General features: G+C 47.6%; 15 protein-coding genes, 1 tRNA gene and 2 pseudogenes. 6 read left to right on the top strand and 12 right to left on the bottom strand.

The window, feature by feature from the left end:
- Positions 1-186 precede the first annotated feature (186 nt).
- A tRNA-Phe gene (locus tag AAZT04_RS15910) sits at positions 187-262 on the top strand.
- 198 nt (positions 263-460) lie between these two features.
- Here AAZT04_RS15910 and AAZT04_RS15905 read toward each other — a convergent pair.
- The 3 genes from AAZT04_RS15905 to AAZT04_RS15895 all read right to left on the bottom strand — a co-directional run bounded on the left by AAZT04_RS15905 (position 461) and on the right by AAZT04_RS15895 (position 4,726).
- On the bottom strand, positions 461-1,474 hold the full coding sequence (locus tag AAZT04_RS15905) for a tyrosine-type recombinase/integrase (protein ID WP_434680917.1): 1,014 nt from the start codon (positions 1,472-1,474) through the stop codon (positions 461-463).
- 67 nt (positions 1,475-1,541) lie between these two features.
- The gene (locus AAZT04_RS15900; protein WP_434680915.1) at positions 1,542-3,242 is read right to left on the bottom strand and encodes a TraI domain-containing protein; all 1,701 of its coding nucleotides are present in this window, start codon (positions 3,240-3,242) and stop codon (positions 1,542-1,544) included.
- An 800-nt stretch (positions 3,243-4,042) separates the two neighbouring features.
- Entirely contained in the window at positions 4,043-4,726 is a 684-nt protein-coding gene (locus tag AAZT04_RS15895; protein WP_290016603.1) for a LuxR C-terminal-related transcriptional regulator, read from the bottom strand.
- A 265-nt stretch (positions 4,727-4,991) separates the two neighbouring features.
- Between AAZT04_RS15895 and AAZT04_RS15890 the strand changes: the two genes are divergently transcribed.
- Complete coding sequence (locus AAZT04_RS15890) at positions 4,992-5,744, top strand: SDR family NAD(P)-dependent oxidoreductase (RefSeq protein WP_434680912.1); 753 nt, start codon at positions 4,992-4,994, stop codon at positions 5,742-5,744.
- Positions 5,745-6,013: 269 nt separating this feature from the next.
- Here AAZT04_RS15890 and AAZT04_RS15885 read toward each other — a convergent pair whose 3' ends face one another.
- From AAZT04_RS15885 to AAZT04_RS15855, 7 genes are all read right to left on the bottom strand, one after another.
- On the bottom strand, positions 6,014-6,937 hold the full coding sequence (locus AAZT04_RS15885) for a DUF1281 domain-containing protein (RefSeq protein WP_434680910.1): 924 nt from the start codon (positions 6,935-6,937) through the stop codon (positions 6,014-6,016).
- Between the two features lie 117 nt (positions 6,938-7,054).
- Complete coding sequence (locus AAZT04_RS15880) at positions 7,055-7,318, bottom strand: TA system toxin CbtA family protein (protein ID WP_142105850.1); 264 nt, start codon at positions 7,316-7,318, stop codon at positions 7,055-7,057.
- 11 nt (positions 7,319-7,329) lie between these two features.
- On the bottom strand, positions 7,330-8,337 hold the full coding sequence (locus tag AAZT04_RS15875) for an ArdC family protein (RefSeq protein WP_434680908.1): 1,008 nt from the start codon (positions 8,335-8,337) through the stop codon (positions 7,330-7,332).
- 73 nt (positions 8,338-8,410) lie between these two features.
- The gene (locus AAZT04_RS15870) at positions 8,411-9,013 is read right to left on the bottom strand and encodes a DUF3085 domain-containing protein (RefSeq protein ID WP_434680906.1); all 603 of its coding nucleotides are present in this window, start codon (positions 9,011-9,013) and stop codon (positions 8,411-8,413) included.
- Positions 9,014-9,126: 113 nt separating this feature from the next.
- Positions 9,127-9,486 (bottom strand): hypothetical protein, encoded by a 360-nt coding sequence (locus AAZT04_RS15865; RefSeq protein WP_434681078.1) that lies wholly within the window; start codon positions 9,484-9,486, stop codon positions 9,127-9,129.
- Between the two features lie 88 nt (positions 9,487-9,574).
- Positions 9,575-9,955, bottom strand: a complete 381-nt coding sequence (locus AAZT04_RS15860; RefSeq protein WP_434680904.1) for a hypothetical protein — start codon at positions 9,953-9,955, stop codon at positions 9,575-9,577.
- A gap of 105 nt (positions 9,956-10,060) precedes the next feature.
- Positions 10,061-10,480, bottom strand: a complete 420-nt coding sequence (locus AAZT04_RS15855) for a hypothetical protein (protein ID WP_434680902.1) — start codon at positions 10,478-10,480, stop codon at positions 10,061-10,063.
- Positions 10,481-10,856: 376 nt separating this feature from the next.
- Between AAZT04_RS15855 and AAZT04_RS15850 the strand changes: the two are divergent.
- Both AAZT04_RS15850 and AAZT04_RS15845 read left to right on the top strand, forming a co-directional pair.
- Positions 10,857-11,069, top strand: a pseudogene (locus AAZT04_RS15850) (tyrosine-type recombinase/integrase); the annotation flags it as partial.
- Between the two features lie 166 nt (positions 11,070-11,235).
- Positions 11,236-11,490 (top strand): helix-turn-helix transcriptional regulator, encoded by a 255-nt coding sequence (locus AAZT04_RS15845; protein ID WP_261137491.1) that lies wholly within the window; start codon positions 11,236-11,238, stop codon positions 11,488-11,490.
- Positions 11,491-11,655: 165 nt separating this feature from the next.
- Here the strand turns inward: AAZT04_RS15845 and AAZT04_RS15840 are convergent, their stop codons facing one another.
- Positions 11,656-12,543 (bottom strand): integrase domain-containing protein, encoded by an 888-nt coding sequence (locus AAZT04_RS15840; RefSeq protein ID WP_290016610.1) that lies wholly within the window; start codon positions 12,541-12,543, stop codon positions 11,656-11,658.
- Between the two features lie 1,040 nt (positions 12,544-13,583).
- On the opposite strand from AAZT04_RS15840, the gene AAZT04_RS15835 reads away from it, so the two are divergent.
- Positions 13,584-14,654: a hypothetical protein gene (locus AAZT04_RS15835; RefSeq protein ID WP_434680900.1), complete on the top strand. Its 1,071-nt coding sequence runs from the start codon at positions 13,584-13,586 to the stop codon at positions 14,652-14,654.
- Positions 14,655-14,793: 139 nt separating this feature from the next.
- Here AAZT04_RS15835 and AAZT04_RS15830 read toward each other — a convergent pair.
- Positions 14,794-14,865, bottom strand: a pseudogene (locus tag AAZT04_RS15830) (DUF4113 domain-containing protein); the annotation flags it as partial.
- A gap of 376 nt (positions 14,866-15,241) precedes the next feature.
- On the opposite strand from AAZT04_RS15830, the gene AAZT04_RS15825 reads away from it, so the two are divergent.
- Positions 15,242-16,078 carry a lipid II-degrading bacteriocin gene (locus AAZT04_RS15825; protein WP_434680898.1) on the top strand — a complete coding sequence of 279 codons (837 nt, stop codon included), beginning with the start codon at positions 15,242-15,244 and terminating at the stop codon, positions 16,076-16,078.
- Positions 16,079-16,224: the final 146 nt, after the last annotated feature.

The raw sequence follows: 16,224 nt of genomic DNA, 5'->3' as shown, positions 1-16,224 counted from the left end.
ATAAAAACAAACACCAGAAAAACAAAAACGGTATAAATACACGGATTCTTTGCATATTTATCACATCAGCCCTCCTCCAGGCCCCACGAACCTTACCCGCCACTGCATGAAAATAGAGCAACCGATCGGCTTTGTGACAGAAAGCGATTGACGATATCCGGCCAATAGGGTTAAATGCGCCCCGTTGCCCGGATAGCTCAGTCGGTAGAGCAGGGGATTGAAAATCCCCGTGTCCTTGGTTCGATTCCGAGTCCGGGCACCACTAATTCTGCATCAAAGCACGCTGGTTAGAGGTACACCCTTTAACGGGCGGAACAAAGGAACTGGCAGGTTGATATCGCAGTGTTTTCCGAATTTGCACACTCGATATTAATAACTAGGTTCCTCTTAAAAAGGATGCTTGTGTTAGCGCACAAGCGTCCTTTTCTCGATCACTGTTGATTTTTACAGCTTGTTAAAGTTATGTCAAGACGAGTCTGCCCTCACCTTCACGCGCTGGTATCACATCCATATACAGTGACAACTCATTCTCTAACGCCTGCCCGGTAATCTTTAAATCCAGTTCGACATATTCCATTGTTGTGCTGACGCTCCGATGCCCAAGCAAACCTTTAACCATTGCCAAATTACGATCGGGTGACTTCATCATTTCAGTCGCCAGGGTATGTCTGAATCGATGTGGACTCACCTTAAAACCACACTCTTTCGTCAGCCTGGTGAAGAATGAGCGAACAGGTTGAATTGCAGGCTCTGCGTCAACCTCACCTAATGGATTCAAGAATCTCGCCACATCGAACAGATAATCTGCCGGTTCGGCCCCCTGTACTATCGCGCGGTCAACAAGTATTCGCATCCGTTCCCGGACAAAGCTCACGATAGGAACTAACCACTCTCGATGCGTTTTACTGCCTTCTTTACACAGCAACATCGAGTTTGCCTCCAGATCTACATCCATTAGCCGTACATGTAATAATTGGTTTTGACGCATCCCCGTCGAACGCAACACGTCGATGACTGTCCGCCAATACCACACAGGAAAGAGCGCACAAGGACGACATTTACCTACCCGTAACTTTTCTCGTTCTTCAAATTGTTCTAACACCAGATTCACTCTAACCAGCTGGTCACGGTTCAGTATCTTTTTACGTTTGCTACCCGGCGGTACTTGCGTTTCATTTAGCGGATTTTCCACTACGTTGAGCCATTTTTTCTTTATTCCCTGGTTGTAAATCGCACGTAAATGGCGAGCTTTGTTATTCCACGTACTTGTTGTTAAACCCCTTCCCAACATGTCCCTACGCCACAAAATCAGCTCTCGGTTCGTGACTTCATCCGGTAACGTGTCATACCCAATAAATTTCCTGAAAACAGCAACCACTCTGCGATAGCTCTTCTCAGTTTCCGGACGTAACGCCTTTGAAAAAAAATACTCTTCGAGCAAGGTGTCCCAATCCATAACACGCGATTTATGCATGATATCTCCCTAGTTTAAATAGAGGTCTTGCGAACATGATGTGGTCACAAGACACGATTAATCCCTATCAAGGGATCACCAGTACCGGACTATCGTCCGGCAGGTTTTTCCCCCGATAGAGCAAACTTGCTTTAACGAGGTAACCTTTGGTTCGTTTAAACGCCCCTGTGCGCTCTGATGTTTCATACAGGTGTGCAAAATAGAATCGTTTACCCTTGACCCGACGATGTTTCTCCAGACGTTCAAAATCCTCCTGAAGGACTTCTCGTCGAGAGCCATCCAGACCAGCCTGTTTCAGGTACAAATAAAAAATTCCAGGTACGGTGATAAAGACAAAACCAGAAACAAGATGAACTCGAGCGTCTACGGAGTTGATGAGGATCTCATTAGAATCGAGTCCTTCAGCTAACCAACGCCAAAAGACTTCTCCGGGAGTTATGCGCCCATCGCCTTCAATGCCCGGCTTTTGCGATTGCGAGGGAGCGAAGTCAGTAGTTTGAGGGGCACAAAATTCAGGTGTTGAATCTGCCGCGTCGGCAGCGATATCATCGAAGGCGTCTGACTCCCGGTTTATTTCGACAGCCTCAACTACCTGAGCCACTTCAGCTGTAAGCGCAGGGTTATCGGCAGGCATAGGGCCTTCATCTTCGTGAGGGGCGTCCCCGAACTCCTGTTCTGTCTGATTCACCGGAGCAGACACCTCAACCGCCATTAATGACAACAGGGTCTGCATGTCCTTCTCGATACCGACCACCGTTTCAGGCGCCAGGCCCCTCTCAGCCAAAGGTTTATCGTTTACCGGCATATCTAGAGCCGAGCTCAGTAATCCCGCCGTTGCTGACTCTTCAGTCAGATTTAATATCTCTGCCGGCAGTTGATCCTCAACAAGCGGAGGGTTGGTGCTACTGACTGCACTTTGCAAATCAATTACGGGTACTGAAGAGGTAATGTTTTCGGTAGTTGGCGCCACCGACGGTAAGACTACTGTCAATTTGTCGGAGATGGATGCCGGAGAGGATGCTATGGACAGGCTATCGCCGCGCGCCAGCTTGGCCGCCTCCTGGATAATGTCGTCTATCACAGGTAAACCGCTGGGCTGTCGGGAAGCGATAGTCATCAATGAGTGTGTAGCCGCTGGCAGTGTTGATAGCCAGTCGATGACCTCTGCGGGCAGCAGCCGTACAGCAATCATCGAACTTTGACTTGTCGCCAATGTCGTGGCTGATGGGGACGTCCTGAATCGAAAACGGTAGGGTTCACTCGGCACTGTCAAACCAGGTAACCAGGCGCGGCCACTCTGGAACTCCCCCTGCAGCTGGCTCAACTGCGGTAGGTAGTGCCAAAGCGCAGCGTAAAACACCACGACATTCCACTGCACATTCTGGGCCGATTGTTCTTCCGGTGCTGCTCCGGGAGGTAGCATGTGCCCTTTGGCCAGACGCACCGCATAGGTCGTCGTCTTCAAGGTGACATCAACCAACCCCCCTTCCCTGGCATACTCGCCCTGAGGTGTAGCTGGCAACACCTGTATTAACGTCATGAGTTGCTTCAATGGCTGCAGATAGAATTGTTCATAGAGATCTTTGGGAAGTGCACAATTTTCCCATAACTGCTGTAAACACTGCTTACGAGATACAGTGCTCAACAGCTGTGCTGCTGACGCGGGCATATAGTAACCAGCAGGACCCCGTGAGCCTGAAGTGCTTCCCGTTGGCTTTGCCGGTATATCCCGGGTCCCGACAAACAGCTCTTTGATGGCCTTCAGCATGCCAGGCCTCCAGCGATAACATCACCCGCGAACCGCTCCAGTGTGGGCGCTTTATCGGTGTCGGCAAAAGCCTTTACTACCAGTTTGCTTCCAGACCAATCGATGGTGGAGGCCTGTTCAGGTGTATCAGAATAAGGCATTAGCAGCACTCCGTTGAATCATGACCGGCGCTATGCTGCCCAGATCAATACGGTACGCACCACAGGAAAATCTTTTCGCAACAGAAAAGGTTTTCGCTAGGCTGTCAAACATGCTGCTTGTGTCTGGTAAAAAGATCCTATGGAAGGTAAGTTGAAGCAGTAGCTCGCTAAAAAATATCAGGGCTATATTTTTTTAATTTTTATAGGAATGGTAAATTTACCATTACGTCACATTATCTTATTAAGCAGAAAACATGCAAACCTAGGAAATACGAACGAATATACGGCACACACGTCGGAAGCATGGGCTTTGCAACACCGATATCAAAAAAGTAGACATCTATATACCTGTACAGATATCAACCCTCAATTTATTATCATCGATTCATTTTTTCCTTGGAGAATACATTACCTCATGCATTACAATCCTTCTAAAACTAAGTGTTGATAGGTTCCCTGGCGTTACATATTTTCAACGCGCTGGCCGTCATTTAAATAAATCCGGCCGTAATAATATCAGAAGCTATTATGATGCTTATTTATAGTTTTTTAATTAACAACGCGTTGGAGTAGAATAATATTAATTTTGTTAACGTGTCAAAACGAAGGATTTAAGATCCTATGAGAAGTCATAGGATAAAACCAATAAACTCACGATAACTATTTGAAAAAAATCTGAAAAGGAAATGTATCCTGATACCCTAGCTTAATGCACTCATCTATAAGCTGAACACTTGAAGTCACATTGAACTTGACTTTCAGGCTTCTCATGCAATAGTCATAATTAGCAAGTTTAATATTCAAAAGCTCTGATATTTGCTTTCTTTTCAATCCTTTTAAAAGGAAGAACAGTAACTTAGCCTCATTGGCACTTAGTTTTACATCTTTGTATGATGATATTTTCAACACTTTTGACACACCGGTAACATTATGAAAATCAACATGACCATTCATAATAATAGCTGTTGCCGTGGTCCCAGCAGGAAATCCATTCTTGTCATATATAACTTGTTTAGAAGTATGTAAAAAGGCATGAACGACTCCTGGAAGGGGTTCAAGAACATTGTAAACCTCACCTGCAAGGATCGCTTTCTCATGATCCCTATAAATATCACCTCTTTCAGCCCATGGCATGTCTGAGTCATCAAGCGTCGGCAACCTATATGGATCTACGCCAGAGAACCGACTAAACAACAAGTTAGATGCAACAAAGCGGTGATTGAGATCTTTAACAAGAGTAATACCAGCACAAGCAGGTATTACGGGATTGTTCAGATAATACTCAATGGTTGGGGCATTCTTCTCATCCAAAGGTGAAAACTGTCTACTGTCTATCTTGGTCATGGAAGTCCTCCCATGGACTTTCGGTCTTTCACTGTAAAACGAAAGCACAATCCTTCACTTTCACTCTATAAGTAACATATTTCTGCAACCTAAAAACCCTCTCGTTTTACGAATATAATGTAACAATACCTTTCATTATTATTTTACGTATTAAAACTGCGCTCCATTATAACTACAGTGCAACTAAAAATAGGATATTTTATTTCCGTTTCCTGAATGCCAATCTATACTGGGGTAGGTATTTTACAGTCCATGGAGATTCAGGATGTCTAAGAAACAAACCGTCATAATTACTGGTGCGCTTAGCGGCATTGGCGAAGAATGTGCCCGTACGTTCAGCCAAGTGGGATATAATGTAGTAATTTCAGGACGTAATGAGCAAAGAGGTCGGGAATTAGAAACCGAACTACGTCAAATCAATCCTGAGATTCACTTCTTTTTAGTCGATATCGTATTTGAGAATCAGGTTTCTGAATTAATTAAGTACACGCAACAAGTTTTTGGGACAATTGATGTATTTCTTAATGTTGCAGGTACAGAGGGGCAACCTATTTCGCATGACAAAACCACAGTCGAAGACTTCCGCCATGTATTTGATACCAATGTGCTGGGAACCCAGCTTGTGATGAAACATGTTCTACCAGTGATGAGTAAACAGGGGTCAGGCAGCTTGATTAATTTCTCATCGCAAGCCGGGCAAGTCGGTATTCCTGGCGGCAGCGTCTATTCAGCAAGTAAACATGCAGTTAACGGGTTAACACGCTCCGCCGCACTTGAAGTTGCCGCTGACGGGGTACGGGTTAACGCCATTGCACCAGGGCCAGTAGCAACAGCAATGTTTGACCGGTTTGTGGGGAACGATCCGATAGCGAAGGAAAATTTTCTCAGTAAAATGCCTACCGGTCGTATTGTTACAACCGCGGAGATCGCGGCAACGGCACTTTTCCTGGCTTCGGATAATGCCCGTTCTATCATTGGCCAAATTATCACGGTTGACGGTGGTTATTCTGTAGGTTAATACCCGAAGAAACCCACTGAATGAAGCTGCCGATGTTATAACAAAGGTCTCTGAAATGAGACCTTTCTGTTATCTATCGATTTAATAAGCCAATGTTAATAACACGTTTTCCAACCAATTCATCGGGGTACATATCACCAAACGATGTCCACTCATTAAAGCATTTCCCAGCACGATTTATCCACCCGCAGTGGGGGAACTCCCCCACTGGAAAAAAAGGCCACCGAATATCTGTGGCCATAGGTTAATGCGTTAACAAAAGTCGGTGATTAGCTGGCGGCTGCATTAGGTGACAACGGCACAGAATCCTTGTCAGCGTAGGTCAGGTGGATCACCTCACCGACCTCGACCTCAGCCGCTATTCGTCCGCCGTCGACATGCTCGCCGCGGTCGTAGCGATCGTAACCACTGCGTTTCGCATCGGGCATAGTCCAGGTATGTTCCACTTGGCAACTGAACAGATCCGACACTGTCCCGATAACCTCGCCGGCTGGCGGGTACCACGGGGAATCAAAGTGAACAGTCAACGTGTTGATGCCATCCCGGACACAACCGACATTCTGGCCTGATGGCCATTCGACGCCGTACTGTCGACCATAGAGCTCGGCCGTGGTCGGCACATCACGTAACAGTGCGCCTGAACCATTCAGCTCGGTAGCCAGGCGCGTCGGGATCAGCATTAGCATATCGCACGGTGCGGTATACTCAGGCATCATGCCCAAACGCTCCCAACAGCTGCCGGCATCGATGTCAGGGCTCACTCCCACCAGGCCGAACCAGTCCGCATACTGGCGAGACAGCACATCCGCCATACGCTCCTTCGCGACGTTGGGGATGTTCTCCCATTTTACGGCATCAATACACGACTGGCGATATAGACGCTCAATCAAGCGAATGCTCTCAGCCGTTAACGGGACATCCGCCTTCAGCAACCCGAACCAGTGTTCAAAGGCCAGGTTCTGAGGTGATGCGATACCCGGATACGTTAATAAGCCCGGATAGGGCACGTAAACACCGGGTTTTGTCGTGGCCGGCTTCAGTATGCCGCCGCACCCTGCCAGGAACAGTCTGCAGCTCTGTTGAATAGCATGACGGTAGTCAGGCACAACATGGCCATTCACCCATTGCTGCAGCTCGTCGACAAACACGGATTGTCCGGTAACAACTAAACAATTTTTGCACCAGTTCGACATGATAGTTCTCCTCTTCTTACAAGAAAAAAGAGGAAGCTTTCCCCATTGGGGGGAAAGTCTCCCCCGTTGGGTTAGGTGTTAAATCATGATGGTCAGGACAATGGTAATGCCCTGCCGTTAGAGTTCATGCTCACCGATCACGCCCAGTTCTTCCTCCTGGCGCAGATAGGGCGATGATGGGGTAAATGGATGGGAGCCCAGGCGTACCAGGTGGTATTTATCCACCAGGTTGTTGATAGCCTCAAACGGCCGCACACCCACTTCCTGCAAAGCCATCACGCACTCTGCTTCACACAGATCGGTATCGTTTAACGTCAGACCAAAGTATTTGGCCAGTAGCCTGCCGGCAATGGTCTGCCAATAGCACTGTTCAATCGTTATCACCTAACTCCTCATGCCGCAACGGCAGGATCTGTTATCACCGGTACCACCAGGGGCTTCAGCAGAAACTCTGAAGCCTCACGAGCCTGTTTGGCCGCCCGAAACAGCGCGCGCTTATCCTCACGTAATACCCTGAGCCAATGCTCGAGGTAGCTGTCGTGCTGAACGTCGCCAAAGACGCCAAGCTGTGCGCACATAAAGGCACTGCCCAGCTCCGCCACCAGTTCTTCGAACGCGTATACCGGGTCACCGAACGCCCGGGAGGAAGACGTGATCCCCTCCCGGTTGAGCCGTGTTGCATGACCGGTGCTGTGCACCAGTTCATGCAATAACGTCGACCAGTAATCCGCCTCGGTACGAAATTGCTGAACCTGCGGCAAGACAATCTGGTCACGGATCGGGGAGTAAAATGCCCTGTCCTGGTAAACCTGCTCGAACCGAACACCACAGGCGTCCACGAGGGCACTGACCTGAGCCTGCGTTTTCGCATCGACCAACGCCCCCACCTCTTCCGGCTCCTCTGCCGGCGTAATGCCGACAACGGTTTCCGGGAGGCTGTCGCATTGGGCAACGTTAAACAAGTACAGCGGTTTCAGCATGGGTATTCGCGTTTTCAGCGGGTTCCCCTCTTCGTCAAACAGCTGCCGGCCATCAGCATCCTCCACCTGCTTATCCCAGGGTTTGAATACCACGGCCAGGGTCGCGGTTTCGCCAGCACGCACATGGCCACCGACGGCTTCCGCCTGCTTGTAGGTGAGCCAGCGATTGGAGTGAAAGCCCCTTTCTTCTGCGGCTATCCACAACAGCAGCACATTCACACCGCTGTAGTGGTAACCGGTCGTGCCGTTCTGCGGCATGATGGCCGTCGACGCGCCGCGGGCCTTGTCGGTCCGCCAGGGCTTGCGCCAGGGCAACGTTCCCGTCTCGATAGCGGCAATGATTTTGTCCGTCACCTGCTGATACAGGTCGGGACGTTCTCGACGGGCTTTTGCCGGCCGACGTGATGATGTTTTTTTCATGGAGTGCTCCTCGTAAAAAAGGCGCATTCCTCCCCTGGTGGCGAAGAATACGCCCCAGGGGACAGAAAAATGGTTAGAAAGCGGGGTAACGCAGCGCCCCTTTCGGATTAACGGTGTCAACACGCTGTTTCAGCCGTTCGAACATGGCCAGATAGTCTTCCCGATCGGCGGGCTTTGCCCGCTTGCAATCGGTTTGGCAGGTCGTGGCCAGCAGGTTGATGGCCCGCTCACGCCAGCTTTTAAACTCATCCTGGCTGACACAGACCGAGTAATGGACCTCGGCCAGCTGCAGCATGCGGGCGGTCATACAACGGAAGTCGGCGACACCAACCCAGTTAACCGCAGCGACGTGCATATAGACCGTCTCGGGTAACAGGTGTATCCAGAGTTCATGCCCTTGCGACAGTATTCGTTCGATACAACTATCGGTCAGCGCCAGCTCCTCGCCAAAGTCATCGCCGCCGACAAGCTGCCGGGACGTCTCATACCAGGCATCATCCTTTTGGGGATGGCATCCGTCGGCATACGCCAGGTGTTTAATACGCCCTGTGGCGTCTCGCTCACCCACAGCCGGCATCAGATAAACGCCGTCGTCTTTGGCCAACACCAGCGCACACTGATTGGCACGGATTTCAGCGACGACAGCACGCAGTTCTGCAGGGTCAAAATGCAACATGGTAAGTCTCCTGTGTTCCGGAGACGGACTTCCCTGGAAGGGGAAGGCCCCTCCAGGGAAAATAAGTTAAATCGTTGAAGTCCTGTTGTACTCAACAAGACCGACAGTGCGTACTACATGGGTGTGAGCAGGTTCACTTGCTCCTGTTCAATCTCTGCGTCATTACACCCTTCATCAAAGCAGCGTTTCCATACTGCCGGATCGAGATCGGTCCCGAGTGTGTGCAATGCGTTGATAAGCGGCTCGCAGGCTGAACTGTCGAAACGTCCCCCATACCAGGCAAAACCAAAACGGTAGGCGGCATTAACTATCCCACATTGGTTAAGCGAGTAGGCTTCCCCCTCGCCCTTTTCATTACCCGTATCGAGACGCATCAGCGCGCGTACGGCCAAAAAATGCCCTTCCAGGTTCGCCAGATCGCACAAATCCTGAGTAAGTGACTGAGGCGCTGTTGTTAAAAAGGCTACGTTCATGTTCACGATAAATCCTCCGGAAATAATGAAGGGGGATCTATCCCCGAACGGGAATAAATCCCCGTCAGGGTGTGTTACTGCCTATCGCTTACGCCGCCGGCGCGCATACCAGGTGTTTTACACCGTAATAGTAACGATGACGCAGACAGACAAACTGCTTTGCAAGCTGTTCAGCTGCACGCAGCGCTGCGACCTGAGAGGGGAAGAGGGTCGTAAAGCATTTATAGTCGTAGGAAAAATCCCCTTTGTGATAACCGTTACGCGAAACGACAGTCGCTCCCCAGCCGCCGGAAGTCATTGGGTAAATAACGGCTTTACAGCTGACATTGCCTGTTTCGTTGGTGAACCACTCGGTCTCAAAGAGGTCCTCCGCACCTGGCTGGCTCCGTTGTATTCGGTGCCAAAACGTGCGCAGACGGTCTATGAGTTGGAGTTCTGGCTGATAAGGCCACAGTGAAAGTACAGACATGGTGTTTCTCCTGTAAAAAAGGGAAACACCGATCCCAGGGGAAAGGTATTTCCCTGGGGAACTGATTGCTGAAAGCGCAATCAGACGATGGTTAAAGATGTGAGTTCAACAAATACTGCTTTGCTCCAGATCTACCCTGGCTTCTATGTCATTGCCGTAAGCATCGTCATAACCACTTTGCCAACCACACTGCCACAGTTCCGGGTCGAGTTGGTTGCCCAGCTTAATCGCTTGCCGCAAACCCATTCGCAGGAGCCGCTGATTCACACGGTCATAAAATTGACGGTGCCCCAACGCATGTGCTGCCCAGAACACAGTTCGATCGATAGCCAGTTTGTCCTCAGAACTCCGTATACTCTGGATATTCCGAGCCGCCTGTTCGAGGTCGACAAGGATACGTTGCAAAAGCAATGCATCCTCTTCCAGTCTGGCCAAGCTTACTCCGACACTCACATGGGGAAGAAGCTGTTCAGTCTGGTGTTTCACAAATGAAACAACAACACAGAGGAGGTTCGTTCTGTTCATGGTGTCAGTCCTGATAGAAAGACGAATAACACCAGCCCTAACGGGATAGGTTTTCCGTCAGGATAATTGTAGAGATTGGGAACTGTGCCCGGAAGTGAAATGCTGAAGGAACCTTCATCACCGTAAAGTGATCTCCGTTCTCAAAGGCTAAACGGAGTTACCGCCACATGGGCTTCCTCTTTCAGGCTACGAGGCTATTGGCAGTCACCCGAAGGCGTTTCTCACAGACCGCTGAAACTTTGGTTGGCACTCACCCGAAGGCGCTTCTCACAGAGTGCTGAAGCATTAGCTGGTTGTCCGAAGACAACAAGTAAGCCTGTTCATCTTCGAATCAAAAGAGAGCTATGTCAACCACAGGAGACTTAAAATGCTGCTAGTTACTTTCCCCCCGCACAGCTTCCGGAACAACTACGCGGTGCACATATTGTATGCCAGCATTCCGCTCAAGATGCGGCAGTCACTGGTGGGACATTAGTCGATCAGCTCCACGGAAATGTATACGCAGGTGTTTGCGCTGAATGTGGCGGCACGGCACCGGATGCAGCTCTCGATGCCGGAAACGGTGGCAATGCTTAAAGGCTGGGGCTGAATGGTCGATAGGTGAAAACAGGCAGGCCGGTCAAATGACCGGCCTTTTTTCCCCTGGTGTTTTCTGGCGTACTGCATTGTAGTGTCTCTGATGTTTAGTAACTCTAAACAAATATGATGTTAAGTGATGCTAAACATGTTGTCAATCCTTTCTACGACGGCAGACCATGGTTCCCCAACGACTGAAAAGCGCCCGCCAACGGGCCGGACTGACACAGGAGAAACTGGGCGTACTGGCGGGTATTGATGAAGCCACCGCCCGTTCGCGGATCTCCCAGTATGAAAGTGGCACCTATACGCCGACCTTTACAACAATGTGCGCGCTGGCACGTGTTCTTGATGTACCTGAGTGTTATTTTTATATATTGGATGATGTTTTTTCAGAAAAAGTTCTTCGTTTACATCAAGAGTCATTGGAATAATTTATGGGGTTTTATCAATCATGGGTAATTCCAATTCTACCCACACCCACATTACTAACCCCCACCGGCAGTGGGTGGTTTATTAATCTTTTACTTACTGTTCGTAGAGAGCTAAAAATGACGATTTTAGAGGTCGCAGCCCTGTGAGTGCTGCGACCGTATTAATTATTCAATATCACCTTTGAAATACACTTGTTTGATATAACGCCCCCGTCCATCACCATGCCCCAAATCCATCGATACGAGAGCTTCAGCCTCTTCTCTACTCATTCCAGTATTCACATGATGTTTAACAGCATCGCGTGAATAAGCGTAACGCAAACTATGAGGTGCATCTTTTCCTGTCATTCCGGCCTCACGGGCAACATTCCGATATCGTTCTATTGCTGTATGTAATGAAGGCTTGTCAATTAACTTTCCGTTGTGGTCATCACAATATTTGATCGCCACATCTAAAACAGACAATACCTTCTCGCGATTAAAAATGGTCGTATCACGAGAGCGACCTCCTTTCGTGCCAAAAACAACCCGAACACAATCATTTCCGTTAATTAAAGCCTGTCGCCATGTTTTTAATGACTTTGCTGACTGAACAGTTTCCTCCGTCCGTAAACCTAAATAACGTGATAACTGAATGCCTAAGGCTACCCCCATATCTTTTTTCAAGGTGTGATTTATGATGGCCATTAATTTCTCATCCGAAATAGGTGCTTTTGTCCCATCACGGTTAGCACCTGAAATCCCTAAAGCCTGGTTGCTCAATTTATCATGATTAGGATCTGCAAGTTTATTCCGGCCAGCAACTGACATGATTGAACGCACAGCAGACATCTCGTTTTGCAATGTGCGGAGCGATATATTCTCAGCCTGCCGACTATGAATGTATTTTTCGATATGCGTCGTTTTGATGTGTTTAACATCCCGAATTTGGATATTTAATTTCGCAAGACGTTCAGAAAAACGTTCCGCTATTCTCGAACGGTCAGCGACGGTTTTAAAACTCCCTCGTCCCTGCCGAGCGATCGTAACCAGCTGCTTGCTGAGTTTTGACATAACTGTTCCTCCCACGGGATACACACCCCTCTGCTTTCCACAAAGCAGACGGATCTGTATCCCGATAATTTCAACCCCGACGACACGGTTACTTTTGCGCTTCCTGCGTCTCGACTGGTATCTGTGCATCGGGGCGGCGAAATGTTGAGTTATTTCGAGGCTCCCCAGGTCTCTGACCTGTTCGCGGCTTTCGCCGGCCTGACGTTAGTCAGTCTGCCTCCACACACTACTGTTCGTAGTGTCGCCATCGATACCGAGTCGATTTCCTCCTTTTAAATAGTGAAACGTTCAAAACGGTGTTTTCCGTTGTAATTACGTTGAAGTGAATGAGTGTTTAAAACCGCACTGACACGGACTACATGTTGGTCAGATGGTAGTAAAACGTTGAAAGCCACGTCGTGCGTGGGTTGAGACGTTATGCGCTACGCGCGTCACTTGGTAGTGTCTTCGCCACTTCACAAGTGACGCGCGCTCCTCTGCTCCCAATGAGACTCACGCAAGCAGCCAAATGTACCCATTGGCTTTATACGTTCGTTCAAAGGTTGCATCGTTAGCAACACGTCGTAAAAGATAAAAGAATCAAAATGTTGAAGCGTAAACCTCGCCTTGGCGAGCTTTATAGCTGAAAGACGTAATATATACGTTTTGGTGAAAGGAACCGTACCTGGGCTGGCGCAGTTGAGTCGTTAGTAAACCTTCATCACTGTCGTGATCTCCGTTCTCAAAGGGTAAACGGAGGTACCGCCACATGGGCATCCTCTTCCAGGCTACGAGGATATTGTGACCACCCGAAGGCGTTTCTCACAGGTCACTTGAAACATTGGATGGCACTCACCCGAAGGCGCCTCTCACAGAGTGCTGAGACATTGGATGGTCGTCCAAGGACGACGGTACAGCCCAGATAGAGTAAGCGATCCTCACGAATCCCGTCAATCCTTCTGCCCTAACATATATGTTTTTCAAGCACACTTGCGTTACCTTACAATATACTAAGATATAGTAGATCCTGAGCCCGTCCAATTCATAGAAGAGATCGAAACATGGAAGATATAAATCCGGCATCAAATAAAAATGAGAAAAATATCAAATACGAACTAAAAGACTTAGCCGACATATCAAGTAATTTAGTTAGCATAATAACGTTTTCATCAATAATATATGGTGCGTTACTATTACTATCTTTTTCGGCAAGCTATAACATTGACTTCATAGATTTGATATCCACCAAGCTATTAATCAGCATTGGTGCAATCAGTGCAATAATAATCACTTTTATTGCTGGAATGGTAGCGTTCCTCTTATATGTCAATAACGGAGCAGGAAGTGCCACACGAACCTACTACATATACCTAACCTCACAGCGGTGGGTGTACAAAAACCCTAAAAAATCCATAACCCTATTAAACCTGATGATTTGCCTCTGGCCATTAATCTTAATAAAAACAAGTAACATCTTAATATCAATAGGATATCCTGCTGTTGTATCTTTTGTATGGTTTATCATATTCAACGTAGTAAGCAAATCACATACCCATAGAAAAATCCCAGGAGTAAATAACAAACATGCCAACGTACTTCCTAAAGTCTGGCTATGCTTACTCCCATCAGTCGAAGTGCTTATTATATTAATCACAACGGCAATCTTGTCCGGCGTATTTACAAAAGAGTTTAAAGAAGCCAGTGACAATATGTTTTTCGCTATAATTTTTGCAATTCACTTTATTAGCAAAATACCTTTAATACCCGCATCAAGAAAATCAAGAGGACTAATCTACCAAACAATTATGCTTATTATAATTGCTGAGTCAATAATCATGCTTTCCTTACCATTCTCTGATAGCATAGTTAAAAGAACAGCAGACATTGTAGGCATTACCGCAAAAAATAAATGTTTTTTAAAAAAAGACATTATTAATATTGGCATCCCTTCCACTTACATAGACAAGGAACACTCAAATTTCGAGTATGTTAAATTGAATATTGTCACTAAAGTTGATGACGTATTTTATTTATCAAATACCCCTGACAACACGGAGCCAAGAAAAGCCACTGTAAGAATCAAAGGTATAAACCCAATCGAAGTGGAGTGCCCAATAATAAATAATAAATAATAAATAATAAATAACCATCCACCCTTTCCATTACATTGAAAGGGTGAGCCAATTCAATTGGCTCCTTAAAAATAAACGAGCACTAACCTAAAAAACAACATTCGGTTATCGATAACGCCAGAGCGTCCATTTCAATTTATCACTTTACTTTGAGCACGTCCGTTCCCCTAGTTGTCCGGCATGGCGATAAATGCTCTCGACACATCTTCCAATCTGCATTAACGCACTAAACTCCCTGACTAGAAAACCATAATTTCTCTTTTCCTGAGTAATTTATGCTATCCAATAACTCCATTAGTTGGTCGATATTATGCTGCGGCTGATATCCATCAAATAAATTCAGCAGGGATAACCTATCGCTGTGAAAGTCAGTCAATACAACCTCAGCTCGGTAATAGCGATGCCCCCTTACCCATTGAAGCAATCTTTAATAACAGCTGCCACCTGCATAGGCTGCCGCGCATTTATTTTGCTCAGCGGCTGCACAACGGGCATTTCTGGCCTGACAATGCAAATAATTATTATTATCAAAACAGGCCTAACGGTAAGCCTATCGACTATTTTTATATTATTTAAGGAGTTAAGTCATGTCAGATAACATTATAGTGACAGCGCCCGCTGTTGCTGGTTCTTCCGGCGGTGAATTAAGCCTGACGCATGAGGGATTTCCTGGCCCATTCCCGAATTTCAATACGCTGTTATCCATCTATGGCGCCAAACTGCAAAACGGTACCGTATTGAGTGAAATGCTTGCATCGGTTAACAAAACCCTCGTTGACCGTCGATCGGACGCAGAAACTATGCAGGAGGTGTTACGGTTCATGAAAACCTGTGTTTATACCGACAACTGTGTTGCCAACAACCCCGGGATCTCCCACCTTGAATTAACCAAAGCTTACTACGACACGGCTAAGCGCAATAATTATCAGCTGAGTAATGCCGGTAACAAATTGTCGACCAGCCAATTCTCGGTTGTCGCGGCGTTGAATAATTTCTTGTGGGGGAACGGCCGCGAGATGTATATCGAGATTGGCGAATTTGGCGATCGCCTGAATCCCAAGAATATGACCGGATTTGCGGAGAAGGCTGCGATGTTTGGTGCACCTGGCCAACACAATTTCCAGATGCGTTTCAATTACAACACTGCGCAGAGCAATGACTTGTTTGGTCAACCTGGGCTCATCTTGGGGAATGTGACGCTTAACACGGAAGGGACGTTTACCCGTAACACCTCAGGCTCCTGGGAGTACACCGGCGTTGTTCGTGGTTTCCCTGACACCTATGACTTCAACAAGAGCACGCATCGTGACAGTGTGGCAGAGGGCTTGACCACCGTTGGCCGTTTCCTGCAAGAGTCGTTTAACGGCACACCGTATATGATCAACATTAACGGTGAACTTCACGTTCACTTCACAGGCCAATAGTATAACTACGGAGGGGAAACTCTCCGTTTTGAGTTATTGGTGAAGGACTGCCCCGTCTATCATGGCGGTAAACGTATAAGCGGGAACCGCCCAAAATATTATCTCGTTTGTCTCTTATCAGGTCAGCAGCCTGGTATGAGCATGAA

It is taken from the genome of Serratia sp. Je.1.23.a, from assembly GCF_051129805.1.
GTDB classification, from domain to species: Bacteria; Pseudomonadota; Gammaproteobacteria; order Enterobacterales; family Enterobacteriaceae; genus Serratia; species Serratia liquefaciens.
The sequence above is the reverse complement of the archived record's forward strand: the minus strand, read 5'-3'. Positions and strand labels throughout refer to the sequence as shown.

Coding starts and splice junctions, on each gene's coding strand:
- AAZT04_RS15905 (WP_434680917.1), bottom strand. CDS start 1,474: ATGCATAAATCGCGTGTTATGGATTGGGACACCTTGCTCGAAGAGTAT.
- AAZT04_RS15900 (WP_434680915.1), bottom strand. CDS start 3,242: ATGCTGAAGGCCATCAAAGAGCTGTTTGTCGGGACCCGGGATATACCG.
- AAZT04_RS15895 (WP_290016603.1), bottom strand. CDS start 4,726: ATGACCAAGATAGACAGTAGACAGTTTTCACCTTTGGATGAGAAGAAT.
- AAZT04_RS15890 (WP_434680912.1), top strand. CDS start 4,992: ATGTCTAAGAAACAAACCGTCATAATTACTGGTGCGCTTAGCGGCATT.
- AAZT04_RS15885 (WP_434680910.1), bottom strand. CDS start 6,937: ATGTCGAACTGGTGCAAAAATTGTTTAGTTGTTACCGGACAATCCGTG.
- AAZT04_RS15875 (WP_434680908.1), bottom strand. CDS start 8,337: ATGAAAAAAACATCATCACGTCGGCCGGCAAAAGCCCGTCGAGAACGT.
- AAZT04_RS15870 (WP_434680906.1), bottom strand. CDS start 9,013: ATGTTGCATTTTGACCCTGCAGAACTGCGTGCTGTCGTCGCTGAAATC.
- AAZT04_RS15865 (WP_434681078.1), bottom strand. CDS start 9,486: ATGAACGTAGCCTTTTTAACAACAGCGCCTCAGTCACTTACTCAGGAT.
- AAZT04_RS15860 (WP_434680904.1), bottom strand. CDS start 9,955: ATGTCTGTACTTTCACTGTGGCCTTATCAGCCAGAACTCCAACTCATA.
- AAZT04_RS15855 (WP_434680902.1), bottom strand. CDS start 10,480: ATGAACAGAACGAACCTCCTCTGTGTTGTTGTTTCATTTGTGAAACAC.
- AAZT04_RS15845 (WP_261137491.1), top strand. CDS start 11,236: ATGGTTCCCCAACGACTGAAAAGCGCCCGCCAACGGGCCGGACTGACA.
- AAZT04_RS15840 (WP_290016610.1), bottom strand. CDS start 12,543: ATGTCAAAACTCAGCAAGCAGCTGGTTACGATCGCTCGGCAGGGACGA.
- AAZT04_RS15835 (WP_434680900.1), top strand. CDS start 13,584: ATGGAAGATATAAATCCGGCATCAAATAAAAATGAGAAAAATATCAAA.
- AAZT04_RS15825 (WP_434680898.1), top strand. CDS start 15,242: ATGTCAGATAACATTATAGTGACAGCGCCCGCTGTTGCTGGTTCTTCC.